The 15,925-nt window shown below is 47.8% G+C and carries 13 protein-coding genes and 1 pseudogene; 8 read left to right on the top strand and 6 right to left on the bottom strand.

Features of this window, described 5'->3' with window-relative positions:
- Together VH413_11475 and VH413_11480 are read left to right on the top strand one after the other, a co-directional pair.
- Positions 1–432 (top strand): hypothetical protein, encoded by a 432-nt coding sequence (locus VH413_11475; protein HEX3799313.1) that lies wholly within the window; start codon positions 1–3, stop codon positions 430–432.
- 275 nt (positions 433–707) lie between these two features.
- On the top strand, positions 708–2,168 hold the full coding sequence (locus tag VH413_11480) for an IS4 family transposase (GenBank protein ID HEX3799314.1): 1,461 nt from the start codon (positions 708–710) through the stop codon (positions 2,166–2,168).
- Between the two features lie 519 nt (positions 2,169–2,687).
- Here the strand turns inward: VH413_11480 and VH413_11485 are convergent.
- The 3 genes and pseudogenes from VH413_11485 to VH413_11495 all read right to left on the bottom strand — a co-directional run bounded on the left by VH413_11485 (position 2,688) and on the right by VH413_11495 (position 3,604).
- On the bottom strand, positions 2,688–2,966 hold the full coding sequence (locus VH413_11485; protein ID HEX3799315.1) for a hypothetical protein: 279 nt from the start codon (positions 2,964–2,966) through the stop codon (positions 2,688–2,690).
- Positions 2,967–3,133: 167 nt separating this feature from the next.
- A pseudogene (locus tag VH413_11490) lies at positions 3,134–3,289 on the bottom strand (type II toxin-antitoxin system HicA family toxin).
- A gap of 66 nt (positions 3,290–3,355) precedes the next feature.
- Entirely contained in the window at positions 3,356–3,604 is a 249-nt protein-coding gene (locus VH413_11495) for a type II toxin-antitoxin system HicB family antitoxin (GenBank protein ID HEX3799316.1), read from the bottom strand.
- 27 nt (positions 3,605–3,631) lie between these two features.
- Here VH413_11495 and VH413_11500 point away from each other — a divergent pair, with 27 nt between their 5' ends.
- Positions 3,632–5,134: a type IV secretion system DNA-binding domain-containing protein gene (locus tag VH413_11500; GenBank protein HEX3799317.1), complete on the top strand. Its 1,503-nt coding sequence runs from the start codon at positions 3,632–3,634 to the stop codon at positions 5,132–5,134.
- A gap of 108 nt (positions 5,135–5,242) precedes the next feature.
- Here VH413_11500 and VH413_11505 read toward each other — a convergent pair whose 3' ends face one another.
- On the bottom strand, positions 5,243–6,667 hold the full coding sequence (locus VH413_11505; protein ID HEX3799318.1) for an SIR2 family protein: 1,425 nt from the start codon (positions 6,665–6,667) through the stop codon (positions 5,243–5,245).
- A gap of 552 nt (positions 6,668–7,219) precedes the next feature.
- Here VH413_11505 and VH413_11510 point away from each other — a divergent pair.
- Together VH413_11510 and VH413_11515 are read left to right on the top strand one after the other, a co-directional pair.
- On the top strand, positions 7,220–8,464 hold the full coding sequence (locus VH413_11510) for an inositol monophosphatase family protein (protein HEX3799319.1): 1,245 nt from the start codon (positions 7,220–7,222) through the stop codon (positions 8,462–8,464).
- A 166-nt stretch (positions 8,465–8,630) separates the two neighbouring features.
- Positions 8,631–9,527 carry a replication-relaxation family protein gene (locus tag VH413_11515; protein HEX3799320.1) on the top strand — a complete coding sequence of 299 codons (897 nt, stop codon included), beginning with the start codon at positions 8,631–8,633 and terminating at the stop codon, positions 9,525–9,527.
- 7 nt (positions 9,528–9,534) lie between these two features.
- On the opposite strand, the gene VH413_11520 is transcribed toward VH413_11515, so the two are convergent.
- Positions 9,535–9,837: a hypothetical protein gene (locus VH413_11520; GenBank protein ID HEX3799321.1), complete on the bottom strand. Its 303-nt coding sequence runs from the start codon at positions 9,835–9,837 to the stop codon at positions 9,535–9,537.
- Positions 9,838–10,047: 210 nt separating this feature from the next.
- Between VH413_11520 and VH413_11525 the strand changes: the two genes are divergently transcribed.
- From VH413_11525 to VH413_11535, 3 genes are all read left to right on the top strand, one after another.
- Complete coding sequence (locus VH413_11525; protein HEX3799322.1) at positions 10,048–11,079, top strand: toprim domain-containing protein; 1,032 nt, start codon at positions 10,048–10,050, stop codon at positions 11,077–11,079.
- Positions 11,080–11,102: 23 nt separating this feature from the next.
- On the top strand, positions 11,103–11,720 hold the full coding sequence (locus VH413_11530) for a DNA methyltransferase (GenBank protein HEX3799323.1): 618 nt from the start codon (positions 11,103–11,105) through the stop codon (positions 11,718–11,720).
- A 192-nt stretch (positions 11,721–11,912) separates the two neighbouring features.
- The gene (locus VH413_11535) at positions 11,913–12,785 is read left to right on the top strand and encodes a zincin-like metallopeptidase domain-containing protein (protein ID HEX3799324.1); all 873 of its coding nucleotides are present in this window, start codon (positions 11,913–11,915) and stop codon (positions 12,783–12,785) included.
- A 1,262-nt stretch (positions 12,786–14,047) separates the two neighbouring features.
- Here VH413_11535 and VH413_11540 read toward each other — a convergent pair.
- A complete protein-coding gene (locus VH413_11540; protein HEX3799325.1) occupies positions 14,048–15,913 on the bottom strand; it encodes a hypothetical protein in 1,866 nt (621 codons plus the stop codon).
- Positions 15,914–15,925: the final 12 nt, after the last annotated feature.

Raw genomic sequence — 15,925 nt, forward strand, 5'->3', positions numbered from 1 at the left:
ATGAAAGAATATATTTCCATTGCAGGGCATGCAATTTTAATTTGTTTTATTTCTCTGTTGGTTGGGTGCTCCCCGAAGAATGCTCCTTTTTGGAAAGACGATAGTCCGCCTTCACAAAAGATGCTAATAGGCACCTGGAGAGTAAGCGGAACCACCAATATGACTATAACATTAAGTCCAAATGGAAAGGCGGAGGCGACGAATTTTCCTTTTGATGTCGGTGAGTACAATTCTCAACTGCAAATTATTTCGGGTGCCGGTTATTGGGAGTTGGAACGGAAATATGCGGCGTGGGTATTAGACATTACTTTTCAAAAATGTGAAAACCAAATGGATATTCGCAAGTGGAAAGGTTCAATGATATTTTCGATGACTCTTGATAATCCAGATAGTGATAGGGTAGTTGTTTTCGAAAAGAAAAAAAATCATTAGGAGGCTGTTGAAAAACGCCTAAAGTAATTGAACAAGGCCGTTGGTAGCGCGTAGAGAAGCATGCGCGGAAAACCTCAAGCTCAACCAGACTTACTGACGGTCATTAATCTCAACGCCAGTGTGCCGACGGGCCACCCCTTACGTGCCATTAAGCGTAAGCGTCACGCGTAGCTTTGTAAGCGTCCTGCGGAGCTTTCAATTACCCACATTTCCGTCGGTATTTTTGAGTTGAGGGTCCGCGAGAGTGATTTTGCCGACTGAATATTTATAAGTACTTGGCACTTGTACTTTTAGGGCGGATTTGTGAAACAATGTGGATGCGACCTAAAACATCCACGCATCACAAAATCAATCCTCTGGGCTGGAAGGACAAGGCATGGGTTGATCAGGAACTGGACGGAGCCTACTTTCAGGACGTGCGACTGGGAAAGCGATTGCGTACGTTGCTGGGCTTGATGTCCAATGGGCTCGGACAATCAATCCCATTGGCCTGTCAGGATTGGGCGAACACCAAAGCAGCGTACCGGTTCTTTTCCAACCCACGCATTAACGATGAGGAAATTCTCAGCGGGCACTTTGCATCCACCCAGGCTCGCGCCGCTGCCATTGAAGAGCCGCTGCTGGTGCTGCACGACACGACGGAGTTTACCTTCCAATCCAACGGCCCCTCGATCGGCTTGATTACGAATCTTCCGCGCAAACGCACGGTGTGCGGTTTGCTCATGCACTCCAGCTTGGTGGTCACCACCGACGGTCTTCCCCTGGGATTGGCGGCGGTGAAGTTCTGGACTCGAAAGCACTTCAAGGGAACCACAGCGCTCAAGCGCACAGTCAATCCAACCCGCATTCCGATTGAAGAAAAAGAAAGCTTCAAATGGCTGGAAAATATTCGCCAGGCCACTGGTTTACTCCAGCATCCGGCTGGTTGCATTCATGTCGCAGACCGGGAGGGTGACATATTTGAGTTGTTCTGCCTCGCGCAGGAAGTGGGCGCAAAGTTTCTGGTGCGCACGTGTGTGGATCGCCTGGCCCAGGATGGAGGCACGACGATCAACCGGGTGATGAGACGCGTAGAGGCAAAGGGAAACCACGAAATTGAAGTCCAAGATGCGGATGGCAAAAAGGACAAGGCCATCTTGGAAATAAAATACGAGCTGCTTCGGGTGCTCCCGCCCATTGGGAAGCAGGCTGCCTATCCGGAATTGGAACTGACGGTCATTCACGCCCGGGAAACGTCCAAGCCGCGCCGGCGAGAGCGGATTGAATGGAAACTGTTGACGAACCTGCCGGTCCATACGCTGGAGGACGCTTTGGAGAAAATCAGGTGGTATGCGCTGCGCTGGAAGATTGAGACGTTTCACAAGATTCTCAAAACGGGTTGTCGCGCCGAACAAGCCAAACTTCGAGCGTCCGAGCGGTTGACCCGGCTGATTGCGGTGTGCTGCATTCTGAGTTGGCGAGTATTTTGGATGACGATGGTACAGAGAACGAGGCCGGAGATTACCGCAAGTGCCGCTATCACGGCGCAAGAGCAAACGATTTTGGACAAGCTATTCGGAATTCCTGAAAAGCCAGAGGGCCTCTCGACCTATCTGATCGGAATCGCACGGCTGGGAGGTTACTTGGCGCGGGCCAACGATGCTCCACCGGGTAACACGGTCATGGGGCGCGGGCTTTGCAGGCTAACGGACATTCAATTCGGCTTCCTGCTGGCAAAAGGAGATGTGGGTAATTGAAAGCCTCATGTGACGCTTACCGACAATCAACTGGAAAAACTTTTGAAAACGACAACGGTTCCGAAGCGGAGCAAAAAATTCGAGGCGAGATTCGCTAAAAAGGTCGTTGCGGCTCTGAAAAGTAAGGTTCAAAGTGTTTCCCTCGAAACGAAAGCGGAAATTAAGCGCTCACCTCAAAAGCGTAGCCGGATTGTGAAGAAATAGTGGTCTTTGCTAACGCCTAAAACTTTGCCGAAACACTTTTTTATCCCCAATATCGCGCCATACATGGTATATAGGCGCGTTTACCGTCACGACCATACTGCCACGGCTTAACCGCGGGACCACTACCTCCCCCAACGTGTCGTCGGCTACCGCCCGACTATAAATGTTTCCCAGGGGCTATCGGGTATCGGACATCTAGCCGTTGTCCTTTACCAAACATTTATAGTCGGGCGCACAGTCCGATTGTCCTTTAGCCCCGACACGTTGGGGGGACTGGTTTTATAATAAGGTGCTATCGCCCCGCTACCGATCTCGCTATCGCGATCTGTTCGCGTCAAGCGCGTCAGAAATCTTTGACGACTCCTTTTTGGCGATTGCACGACGGCCCAGGGAAAGAATGCCGCAGTGCGGCAAAAAAACAGCCGCGCCAAAGGCGCGACCGAGGCGGCACATGGCTGCCTTGCCGAGGCTGGCAAATTTGCCCGCCTTTGAACCATTTCCCTTTGCGATATGCTTGATGGGTATGAAAAAAATAAAAAATACCACAAAAAATAATGGCGCTGCACGCAGGAAGGCCAGATGCAAGCCGAGCAAGGGGACTTCCCTGCCGCGAATGGAGATGTATGCCGTTTTAGGACTTGAGCTTGGGCAGAAGATTTTTGAGAAATTGCAGAAGGTCGAGGAGGCCGTTGACTCCCTTGATATCTTTGCGCGTCAAAAGGCGCGAGAACTGAACCCAAATATACCGGATACTGATTCAATTACAAAAGCTCCCGAAACTCCGCTTCCGTCAACCCCGCCTGCTTGAGAATTTCCTTGAGCGTTGGCGCCGGCATATCCTTGCCATGCACGGCGACAATGGTCGTCCGGTTTTGCCGAGGGTGGTAAAGAATGACATGGCTTCCCTTCCGTCGCTTTTCTTCAAACCCCCCCCCGTTTGAGCGCTGAGAGTACTTCGGATGGCCGCACCGCGGGGAGCCGGGTCAAGCCAGATTCGGCCTGCTCACATGAACACCGAGCGTTATGGGGCGCGCTTCTCCGCGCTCTTCCGGGATCGGTTCGCCGAGTTCGATAATTTCCTCAAGCCAGAGTTCAATGGCTTCTCGTGCCATAGCCACGGCGTGATCGAAAGTTTCGCCCCATGTCACGCAGCCAGGCAACGCCGGCACCGTGACGGAAAAACCGCCGCGATCCAAGGCTTCGAGCTTGATTGTGTAGGTTAAGGGCTCCATGCGGCCATCATATCAAATTCCTCGCGTTTGGTCAAAAGACGGGCAGGGGATAACCAAACATCGGATTTCAAAACCAGCCGCCATTACCTCGACGGCTCGCCCCAAACGCGTTTGCTGGCGTTTGCTTGGGAGGGACGCCTGTCAGGCAAGCCAAACTGGAATGTCCTGATACAAGGCGGGACTTTTGGATTGGCAGGAGTGGCGGCTGGTTTTGGCATCATGAACGACGAACCACACATCATTATCGGAGAACGTCACGGCTGGGGCGAACCTCAGCTTTTTGGCATTTCCCTGGTGGACCAGCGACAGCACATCTACATCATCGGGAAAACGGGCTCTGGCAAAACGACTCTTTTAAAGAACATGATTTTGCAACACATTGCCAAAGGGCATGGAGTGGGACTCATTGACCCGCACGGAGACTTGGCCGAAGAACTCGTCGAACATATTCCTTCAGCGCGCGCGGATCATTTGTGTTATTTCAACCCGGGAGATTTGGAATTTCCCATCGGCCTCAACTTGCTTGCACATGTGGCGCCGGATGACCGGCACCTTGTCGCATCGGGAATCGTCAGTGCATTTAAAAGCATCTGGCGAGACTCGTGGGGGCCGCGGCTTGAATATATTTTGTATAACGCGGTCGCGGCGCTGCTTGAATGTCAGAACGTGACGCTTCTCGGAGTCAATCGGATGCTGACGGATGATAATTACCGCGCCTGGGTAATCCGGCAAATTCAAGACCCGTTCATCAAAGCCTTTTGGGCAGAAGAATATGCTGGATACGACCCGCGCTTTCAACGCGAAGCCATAGCCCCAATTCAAAATAAATTGGGACAGTTTCTTTTGAATCCGGTCATCCGAAATATCTTGGGCCAAGTGAAGAGAAAAGTGAGCATCCCCTTCATCATGGACCACGCTCGCCTTTTCATCGCAAATCTCTCGAAAGGCCAGCTAGGTGAGGACAAGGCGAATCTTTTGGGATCACTCCTGACGACCCAATTTCAACTCGCAGCAATGGCCCGGTCGAAACGACCGGAAAACGAACGCCGTGACTTTTACCTGTTCATTGACGAATTTCAAAATTTCTCAACCGATGCTTTTGCGTCAATTCTTGCCGAGGCCCGGAAATACCACCTCTGCCTGACGCTCTCCCACCAATATATTGATCAGCTTTCGCTTCCCGTCCGGCAGGCGGTGTTTGGTAATGTCGGAACGCTTATCGCGTTTCGGGTTGGATCAGGGGATGCGGGGGTGCTGGAAAAGGAATTCAGTAACGCATTTTCAGCGGGTGTTTTGGCGGATTTTAACAGATATGAAGCGGCGGTGAAATTACTCGAAGACGGAATCAGCAAAGAAACATTCCGGGCAAGAATGCTTTTTCCGGTGAGACCCGCATCTTTTAAAAAAAAGGCTTTAATAGCGCGCTCGCGAGAAAAGTTTGCAGACAAGCGTGTGGTGGTTAATAATAAGCTTTATCGCTGGATGGCCGAGTTTAAAACGCCAAAGACAAATGTATATACAGGGAAATAAAAGTACACAAATGTGTCTAGCTTATGCACTTAAGATGAAATTGCCTCCAAATAATATTCGCATTTGAAATAACTGAGCTTATTAACAAAGAGATAACTGTGAGCCTTTTTATATTTTTTTCAACATTTCTAATAACATTAAAATTGTCCCGAGATGAGAATCGAGGTTTTTTGAAGTGTCATTTAAGCTTTTAAACGCTCGCTTGAAATCGTCACTTGCACCGGGGTAAAAAGCCATAAAATCGGAAAAAACCTCGTTCCACAACTCCGCAGAAATAAATCCTGTAGCGCCGATTGGTAACAGTATTAATCCCTTGTTCTTTGCAATTTCAAATTCCTGCCTAACCCCAATTGCATCTACCGTCTTGCCATTTTCACTCTTGTTGCCGAAAATAAATAGCGCAATACCGGCATAAGAAATCATGTCTTGACGGTAAATTTCCCATTGTTTTTGAGTTCCGACGCCCTGTGGAAAGGGACGCAGCATGAGTTGGTCATGAAGCTTCTCGCCATGCTCCTCATAAATCTGCTGTAAAGCGCCTGAAATTACATGGCCTCCTATACCGAAGCCAAATCCTGAGACGATTTTATATCCTTTAGCGATCAGCCGTCGACTAAGGTTATAAACAAAATGTTCAGATTCTGATTGATTAAAATGTCCATAATCGTATGCGCTACCAGAAATGAACACAGCATTGCAGCGAAAGCGCTTTTCTATCTTGCGTAATATCAAAGTGATATGACCATAATCTTCAACCAATAATGTCTGGATGCCGAACCGCTTTAGATCATTTATCGCCAGATGTTGCTTGAGTTCAGCATATCTAAAACTCTCCTCGCTTGTATAAGCAGGTCTCTCGCATTTTTTAAAAATGCAATAGTGTGTACGCGGCTTGCTGTGAAGACTGATTCGTACCCGACTCAAAATATAGTCAAGATTGGGGTCTGTGAAGCCAAATCCAATAAAGAGAAAAGTTTTAGAAACAAGATCGCCGCTTAAGGCAGTAACAAACGGGCCTCTCGTTGAGTTGAAATGTTCGTAGTCATCTTTGGTGAGTACCGCGTCGTCCGGGTGTTCAATGTCACCATGTAGTTTGTAAACAACCGCATCTCTTTTAGGTTTCGTAAGTTTAAGTTGATCGAGCGTGTATTTCGTATCTGGAATTCTTCCTAATGTTTTGAGAGTATCTTCAATCACCCTGTCATAATTGGTTGTCCAGTATGTTCGGATAGGTAGCCGTCCCAAAATAGTATGATTTTCCGTTGCTTTATGCCCTCTAGCAAACTGTTCAATTAAGATCTTATTCAGCTCATGACGGCTTTGCTTTTCGTTAAAATGATACTGAGCAATTGATATTAGATCATGTTCCAGAGCGACATCGAGACCTAGCTCATGTGCAACGGGTTTCATCAATTCTTGCCAGTTTACAAATCCCGCGCCAACAGAAAGCCCAGCCCCTGCAAAAATAGCCGCATTCTCGCTTTCAATCTCTTTGGCGTATGTATCGATAAATATTTCGATCTGTCTTTCCATATATTTGAATACAATTAATTGCTTTCAATCGTTTGCTTAAATAGGCGATTGCACAATGCAAATTTCTCGTTTGTAATCCTTAGCGCTCTTTCTTGTAAATCTTTTGAAAACCACATAAGCATCACTGTTAAGGGCGCGAAAAAACATATTCATTTCTGCAAATAAGTGCAAGAGTTTGGGAATCCAAGTGGCAAAGGCACGATTTGATTTTTATGTTCATATTCTGAAGATGACACCGGATTGCGCAGTTGAAAGGTGGCGCGAGTATTTCTGTGAATCACGCTAAAATGCTAATTCGGAGAACGGGGTTGTATTTTAAGCTTGTCATGACCGTCCGAAATCGTATATCTCTGAGACCCTCACGTGTGACATTAATGAAGATCTATTACGCCGTTTGATTTGCGCGAATATTTTTTTAAAAAATATTTATTCTGATTGGATTTTTGGAGCAGTCGATTTTACGTTTAATAATGCAGAATAATTGCTTATAATTATATTGCTGATTTGTTCTTAATGTTTTGGAGCGATTCTAACTCTCCGAGCCAAAGTCCAATGAATATATTTTTATCGTATCCCGACACAGATCGTCCCTTTGCTCGGCAAATAAAGCTCTTTCTGAGAGAGTGGGGACACGAAGTTTTTTTGGCTGCCGATGAGGCAAATAATCAAATTCGTGGCGATGGATGGCTTGATGCCTTAATCGACAGAATCGAAGGTTCAGATATTTTTATACTTTGCCTCAGGGAGTCTTCTCTAAAAGCTGGTATCCAAAAATTAGAATGGACTAACGTAGTTGTTCGTAATACGCCTGAAAAGCGTATTATTATTTATGATGGGGATTGGAACCCACTTTACGAGAGTAAATTTAAATGTGTCCGCAATTTTCAGTGCTTTCGACGTGACGATTTAAAAGACATGGAATCCCTTGAGTTGGCTCTTTCTGAGGAGCCTCCAGAAGAAGAACGATTTACATTCTTGGAACGCACCGTTATCGAAGCGGGAACCCAGCTTTTGCTTCGTCAGAGCGGGGAATTCTTCGGACCTCACCGTGTACTCGATGAACGGAAAAATTGTGCGTTAAGCCTAGATGTCGAAATTCAGAATCAGATCATAAGCCAAATCCGTGCAAGGTTTCCGGGGGACGGCATTATTGCTGAAGAGGAAACTGAGCGAGGCATAAGTTCAGATTCTACTACCGGGTTTGTTTGGACTGTTGATCCTTTGGATGGCACGCTTAATTTTATGCGGGGAGATGACAAATACTGCTGCGGTGTTGGCGTTCTTCGTGATGGTTTGCCATTTATGGGCGCCATATTCGTTCCTTCTCGGATGGAGCTTTTCACCGGCGGGGTGGGACGAAAAGCAAAATGTCATTCCATTTCAAGCGGAGCCGTAAAAATTATCAATACGGACTCAGAAGTGAAGCACCTGGCTGAATGTCACGCTCTCTCTCACATCAATAGCGAAACACCGCGTCTCGACTTGTGTTTTGAAAACGATTTACCCAAAAGACTTCATATATCCGTCCGACGTGTTTGGATGTGGGGTTGTGGATTGATGGCGGGAGTAAGCGTCGCTCAGGGGTGCCATCATTTATTTTTCCAGCGAGTCACCTATCCATATGACTTGGTTCCCTATTTACCTATTATTGAGTCTGCGGGTGGAGTCTGGCGAACCATTCCTAAGAAACCGTCCCTTTGTTGGAACGCGTCAAAAGAAAACGTCGGAATCATTGTTGCCTGCAATGAAGCCATAATGAAGGAGTTCGCCGCTAAGTTTCCAGAGCTTGAATTATAAAAGGCACATCCGTCATCATGCTGCTATAAAGTCGATTGTTGGTCTGCTTTTTTCTACGCCGGGCGGAATAAACAACCCTTCTTTTGTTAGGTGGAATTGTTAATTTGTCGGGAGGCGCAGTTTCTAACCCCTTTTTCGTCACTTTGTTGTTTGGTATCGTGGAAAGATGAAGTTCCATAGTCGTCCCCGTTTCAGACGTGTGTCCTCGCTCAGGTTCCTTCAAATAAAGGAGCGCGACTTAAAAATTATCCGGCTGGTTCATGCCCATCGTTTTCTCCGTTCCTCCCATATTCTTTCCCTGATTGCCGGAAGTCGGCAGAATATATCGAGAAGGTTGCAGTGCCTATATCATCACGGATACCTGGAACGACCCCGGGCGCAAATTGACTACTACCATCGCGGCGGCTCCCGTCGCATCGTTTACGGTCTCGGAAACAAAGGCGCTTCCCTCCTGAAGCAGCAGACCCGGGGAATCCGCTGGGGAGAAAAAAACCGGGCCGTGGGCAGGCAATACCTTGAACACGCGGTCTTGGTTTCTGATGTCATGGTGGCAATCGAATTGGCCTGCCGTAAAACACAAAGAGTTCGGCTTTTCACACGTGAGGAATTTCCGAAAATTCCTAAATCAACCAGATGGAGTGTAACTATTGGGACTAATGTAAAGCTCGGGGTCATCCCCGATCAGATGTTTGGATTGGAGATTACGCGCGAAACCGGACAAATGGAACGGGCGTATTTCTTCCTTGAAGCCGATCGGGGGACGATGCCTGTCATTCGTAAAAATTTGAATCAAACTTCCCTGTATCGAAAACTCTTAGCCTATGAAGCCACCTGGTCACAAGACCTTCATCGTTCTTTATTTGGAATCCATCGCTTCCGCGTGCTCACGGTCACGAAGAGTGCTGAGCGCGTAAGAAATCTGGTTGATGCCTGCCAGAAGTTAAAGCGCGGTCACGGATTGTTCTTGTTTGCAGACGAGACAACTCTTAAGACCGCCCAAAGTCTTCTCAACCATCCGTGGCAATCCGGCCGGACCCAGGAAAAGGGTACGCTGCTGGATTAACTCGACCTTATAACGTCGTCTTCCCTGCGGCTTTGGCCTTCTTCCATCTTTCCTTTGCGGCTGCTGAAATGGCGGCGCGGGCCTTCGCGGACATCTTGCGTCGAGGTTTTGCCTCAGCGGTGTTGCCTTTGGCCTTCGCCCAGCGGGCTCTTTGTCCCGCAGCAATTCTGGCGCGTGCGGATGCGGACATTTTTCGCCGTCCCTTCGGCGTTAATGCCGGGGACGCTTCGCCTCCCAGAATTTCGGCGATTTCATTTTGCAAAGTTTCAATCTTTTCCCGGATGGCCAAGGCCCGCTGCAACTGCTCCACGCTTACATTCCCTAGTGTAGTCATGCTTGGAAGGTTAGAGAGTGACTCGGCAGCGGTCAAGAAAATGTGACTTATAGTCTGAATTCAAACTTGCCGTTTGCGGCAAGTTTACACGTCTTTTGATCAGTTCCCTGCGCGGTAAGATGGTCGGCGGAGGCGGTTCAATTCTTGAACCGCGATTGTTCTTCATAACCCAACAAAGGAATACTCATGCCCAAATCATCGTTCGTTGACTTCAAGGCGGTTAAAGCGGCCCTCAAAATGGAGCAGGTGCTCGAGCACTATGGCATCCTGGATACGTTCAAGGGGCTCGGCGACAGCCTAAGCGGTCCCTGTCCCATCCACAAAGGCACAAATCCCACGCAGTTTCGAGTCAGCATCAGCAAAAACATCTGGAATTGCTTCTCGGAATGCAAACACGGCGGCAATGTCCTCGACTTCATAGCCCGAATGGAAAATGTGAGCATCCACGCGGCGGCGGTCAAAGCCATCGAATGGTTTAGCCTCGATTCCGAGGTTATGACGGGAAAATCAGATGGCGACGAACAAGAGGCGCCACCGGCGAGGCCAAAAGTTTCGTCATCCAGGCCTTCAGCCAAGGTATCTTCAAAGCCCGAGCCGGAGAAGCTTACTCCGAATAAACCGCTCAAGTTTCGCCTGGAGAAACTCGACCACAATCATCCTTATCTTGCCGAGCGCGGCCTGACCCAGGAAACCATCATTGATTTTGGCATAGGCTTCTGCGCCAAAGGCATGATGGCGGATCGCATCGCCATTCCCATTCACAACTCGGCTGGCGACGTCGTCGCCTATGCCGGACGCTCCCCGGGTGAACCCGCTGAAGACAATCCCAAATACAAACTTCCCCAGGGATTTCGAAAATCGCTGGAGTTGTTCAACATTGACCGTGCCATTAAGGAGCCAGCCAATCAACCCCTCGTGATCGTGGAAGGCTTTTTCGATTGCATGAAACTTCATCAGTTGGGTTGCCGCAAGGTGGTAGCCCTTATGGGAAGCACCATGTCAGCCGTACAGGAGGAGATCATCCGCAAATACACGAATCGAAACGCTCAAATCATCGTCATGCTCGATGAAGATGAGGCTGGCTGGGAAGGACGAGAGGATATTGCAGTTCGGCTCGTCAAATATGCCTTCATTAAAATCCACATGTTCAGGAAAGAAAACATGCAGCCTGATCAACTGACCGCCGAAGAACTCGACGAAATAAGGAGTTGCGCTTGAACACTTCTTTTCTCAACCGAGTCATGCATGGCGACTGCATTGACCTCATGCGAACCATGCCCGCGAATTGTGTGGATCTCATTCTGACCGACCCGCCCTACGTGGCAAATTATATTAATCGGGACGGCCAAACGGTTTACAACGACGATAATAGTCGTTGGTTGAAACCGGCCTTTACTGAAATCCACCGTCTGTTAAAACCAAATCGCTATTGTATCAGCTTCTACGGATGGAATCATGCGGATCGGTTTCTCTGGCATTGGAAACGCATTGGCCTCATGCCTGTGGGGCATCTTGTCTTTGTGAAGGATTATGCTTCCAAAAAGCGATCGGTCCTGAGCCATCATGAAAATGCGTATCTCCTTTCCAAGGGCGAACCGAAACTTCCGACCAATCCAATCCGCGATGTGTTGCAATGGGATTTTTCCGGCAACAAATTGCATCCAACCCAAAAGCCCGTTTCTATTCTGACGCCTTTGATTGTTACCTTTTCGGAGCCGGGGGAAACTGTCCTCGACCCGTTTGCGGGTTCAGGTACCACCGGCGTCGCCGCCCGTCTATGCGGACGGCAATTCATTCTCATAGAAAAGGAATGGCATCACTATCAGACAGCTCGCGAGCGCATCAGTGACCATAGGTAATAAGTTAAAAAAAGGGCCGAAATGCGAACTTGCCTTCGGCGAGCAAGACATTCTGTTTTAAGCACAAGAGCGATCCGAAGGGATCGCTCTTTTTTGTTTGCCGTTCGTGGCAAGACTCCCCGCCTTTGGTGAAACTTTGCGGTGCCGTACGATTGAGGGGAATTAGTTCATTACAACCAAAGGAGAAAAACTATGAACGCGTACGAATACATTACGGAGCGGATTGTCGCCATGCTTGAGCGAGGCACTATTCCCTGGCAGAAACCTTGGCAAGTCCACAGAGGATGGCCGCAGAACCTCATCACCAAAAAACCGTATCGCGGGATCAATGTCTTTTTGCTTCTTGCGATGGATTATGAATCACCATTCTGGCTCACATTTCGCCAAACACTGGCGCTTGGCGGTTCTGTACGGAAGGGGGAGAAAGCGTGTCCGGTCGTCTTCTGGAAACCGAAAACAATAAAGGATCGGGAATCGGGTGAGGAAAAGAAGATACCGCTTCTTCGTTTTTATCACGTCTTCAATGTCGCTCAGTGTGATGGCATTGGAGAAGAACCTCAGCTGGTCGTGCCAGCTGGCTTGAAAGCAGCGGAAATCGTGTCGAACATGCCACAGCGACCGGCGATCAAACATGGTCTGGCCCACGCCTTCTATTCCGTGACCCAGGACTTCATCGGCATGCCGGCGCGGGAACGGTTCAACGAAGAGGATGAATATTATTCCACCCTCTTCCATGAACTCATTCATTCGACGGGACACGAATCGCGACTGAAACGTGCAACTCTTAACGAAAAGGGCGGTTTCGGTTCCGATCCCTATTGTCGTGAAGAATTGATTGCGGAAATGGGAGCGGCATTTTTATGCGGCCATTCGCAGATCATTGAACGGACGATTGATAGTTCGGCGGCATATCTGTCGGGCTGGTTGGAACGATTGAAAGCGGACAAGACGCTTATCGTTCATGCTGCGGCCCAGGCTCAAAAGGCCGCTGACTTCGTGTTGGGGGTTTCTCCGCGGGCAAGCAGCGGCAATGAGCACACTGCCGTAAGGCAGGGTGACGTATGAGGTCGTTCAATCCAAAGGAATTCAAAATCTTAGCATTGAGAGAATGCCCCGTGCCAGAGGCCATGTTGATCTGCGATACACCTCAATGTGCAGCTGATTATTGGAGGCTGCATATTGCGACTGATATGCGATTCAATCCCGAAGCCGAATGTTTAGCAGTGCTTCTCTTAAACACCCGGCGGCGAGTCAAAGGGCATCAATTGGTCACGATTGGCACGATGGACACGCTCTTAGTCCACCCGCGTGAAGTATTCCGAAGTGCCATTATTGCTTGTGCAAGCGCGATTGTTCTTATGCACAATCATCCAGTTGATATCCATCGGGACGCTTGATACGATTCTTGTGCATCCCCGCGAGGTGTTTCGTGGGCCGTCATCGCGGCGGCAAGCGCAATTGTCCTCATGCACAATCATCCGTCCGGAGAATCCACACCATCAGAGGCGGATATAAAAGTGACGCGGGATCTCGCTCGGGCGGGCACGTTGATGAAACTGGATGTGCCTGACCACGTGATTATAGGACGCCCAAATCATACGTCCTTGCGGAAATTAGGGTATTTGTCTTAACAACGAAGCTCCTGATGACAGAGGCTGTCTTTTCGGCTTTTAGCCTAAAGGCTCGATTCCTTGCTGACGCACAAAGTCTGGGTTTTGTGGCCAATTTTGGAGGAGCGACCAGGATTTTACGGCTTTACCGCTGGCTTTTTTCCCGAGCAGGGTGAGGTCCGAGCCGAAGATGGACAGGCGGTTTCCCGCTTCTTCTTTGGAGCACCAGCGTAAGCGATTTTATCAAGTGATTGAGCCGTTAAAATCCAATTCTTAAACCGTCCAAGCCATGAGAGATCTTTGCGCTCCAATATTTCAATTTGGGATTCTAAATTCCTTTTTTCATTTGCAGTTTGCCCGTGTGATCAATGAAGGTTTCGCGATCAATCATTTTCTCAAGATAAGCTTCGAGCAGTTAATGCTCTTTTGCGGTAATTGTTGTTAGCGCGATATTCTTCTTCGATACCCTTGTGCTTATTAACTCAAGCAAAAAGTGCAAATCCATAGACCACATCCTGCGCACCCCCCCGCGCGCAAAATACAAAGTACATATTATGATCGAGTTCCCGGCATAGGCTTGTAAAATAGAATGGATATCGATAAAGCATATAACTTTAAATAAAAATTCCTCGGCCAAAGGTGCCACAATCTATAAAACACTATTGCGCGTGGGGGATACCTAATTCAGAATTTACACGTTTTAGATTCAAATAAACTTCAAGTCGGGTCCGAAGTCATCCACTTATCCAGAAAAAAGCAACCTCGACTTAGTAATGCAAGCGCAGCATCCGGATTTTGAAGATAATGACTCTCTGCAACAATCAAAGAATAAAGCCCTTTGTAAAAATCGGCTCGGCCGATTAATGCTTGGTCATCAAAAGTAGTTTGCGCCAATTTCATAGAAAAAGCGCGGATGCTTCGTTTAGCGGTCTCATAAATGTTGACCGCTCTCGAAGGTAGTGTTTGGCCAATGCTCACCACTCCCGCAGAACTACCGCCTTTTTTTATTGGCAGATAAAGCGGCTTGTCACTCGGAATGTGAACCTTAACAAGGTATCCAGGCGGTTCTTGTTGGCGACTTACGTCTATGCGAAAATGGCCCTCGCCCACAAAATCATAACCAACTTCACAGGAGAGCAAAAGTTTACCGACGTCTGATGCAGGATCGCCTTGAGACTCGCCATGCGGATCGATCAAAATGAAAATAGGATCGTCCGGAAAATAAGCATCGATAAGAATATTGTCAAAGTGCAGGTCTCCATGCACCTTTGTCAAAAAGGGAGGCACAATACGCCCAAGCCAGTCAGATTCATCAAACAACTCGGAGGGAAATTTTATCGAATGAGGCTCTCCGTCTCCATATGTATCCTGATCGATAACACTACAAAGCTTGCCCTGCAAAATATGTCCGATTACCCTGTGACTTTCTCGTTCTTCAATAAGCTCATAAACCCCCTTGACTTCTACTGGCTCATTTTGCGAAATACAAGCTAGTTTTTTTACAATACGTTTAACGCGTTCTCGTCTTTGGCCCAGTAGAGATTGCAACCATTCGCGGCGCTTTTTACGTGAAATCGCTTTTGTGTTAGCGATATAAAAATCCGTAAAAAGCGACTCTAAAAGTCTTTTGAGAATAAGCTGTATCTCTGGGTCAGTTAAATGATTATGTCCACACAATAAAGCTCGAAGCGACGGGATATTATATCGCGGCATTCTGTAAAAACAAAATTTATCGTTTTCGGAAATTTCACCCACAACGAGGGGGAACATCAAACGGGATTGCAGCGAACGTTTCTTTTGCTTTTGTAGAAAAGCGACTTGCTTCTCTAAACCGTCACCTTTTGATCCGAATTTCGTAACATAGGAATTATCTGTAGAATGAACACGCTCTAGCCGCCTACTCAGTGTCAGCTCCTTTTGTGATTCGTAGGCTAGTACGCCACAGGACATCAAATCACGCAGCGGCTTAAGCCAAAGTTTTAGTTCCTCTTTTATATCAAATTTATTATCATTTAACTTAAAATATACGAATACGATATGATCGATACGCATGTCTTCAGAAAAAAGCAACGGAAATGCAGCAAATCCTATCCGCTTCGATTGACCAACTATACCAAAACACTCCTTAAGCAGGTTTTGGAATTGACCTGGCCACTTCAAGCTGAGACCGTCTATTTCCTTTGGAGCCTGCACCCCGGAGACGCACGTTGCTGTGACACTCTCGGATCCGTTCGGCACACGAGCAAAAATAACGTGATGCCTGGTTTTCTGTTGGTGTTTTAATTCCAAAAAATACCGACAAGAGACAGAACCGGCGAATCCATCCGTTAGATCGTCAGGCTTTGGGCACGAGCGAGTAAGCATGTCAGATAAGTCACTAGGATTTATCCTGTTTGCAGCATTGCGAACATTGGAACCAGGAAGTACAAGTTTATGTTGCCTATGGTAGTAAACGGAAGTTATTAGCGGTCGTTCAATCTGTAGCTGCTTTAAAAGACTCTGAAAAGTCTTCCATTGGTGAAACAACAGCTTTTCAAAAGCTGTTGCGAGAGTTAAAGTTGTTTTATGGTTTTTGGCGCGCATTCGGAGACATTG

This window comes from Verrucomicrobiia bacterium, from assembly GCA_036268055.1.
In the GTDB taxonomy this organism is placed as follows: Bacteria; Verrucomicrobiota; Verrucomicrobiia; order Limisphaerales; family Pedosphaeraceae; genus DATAUW01.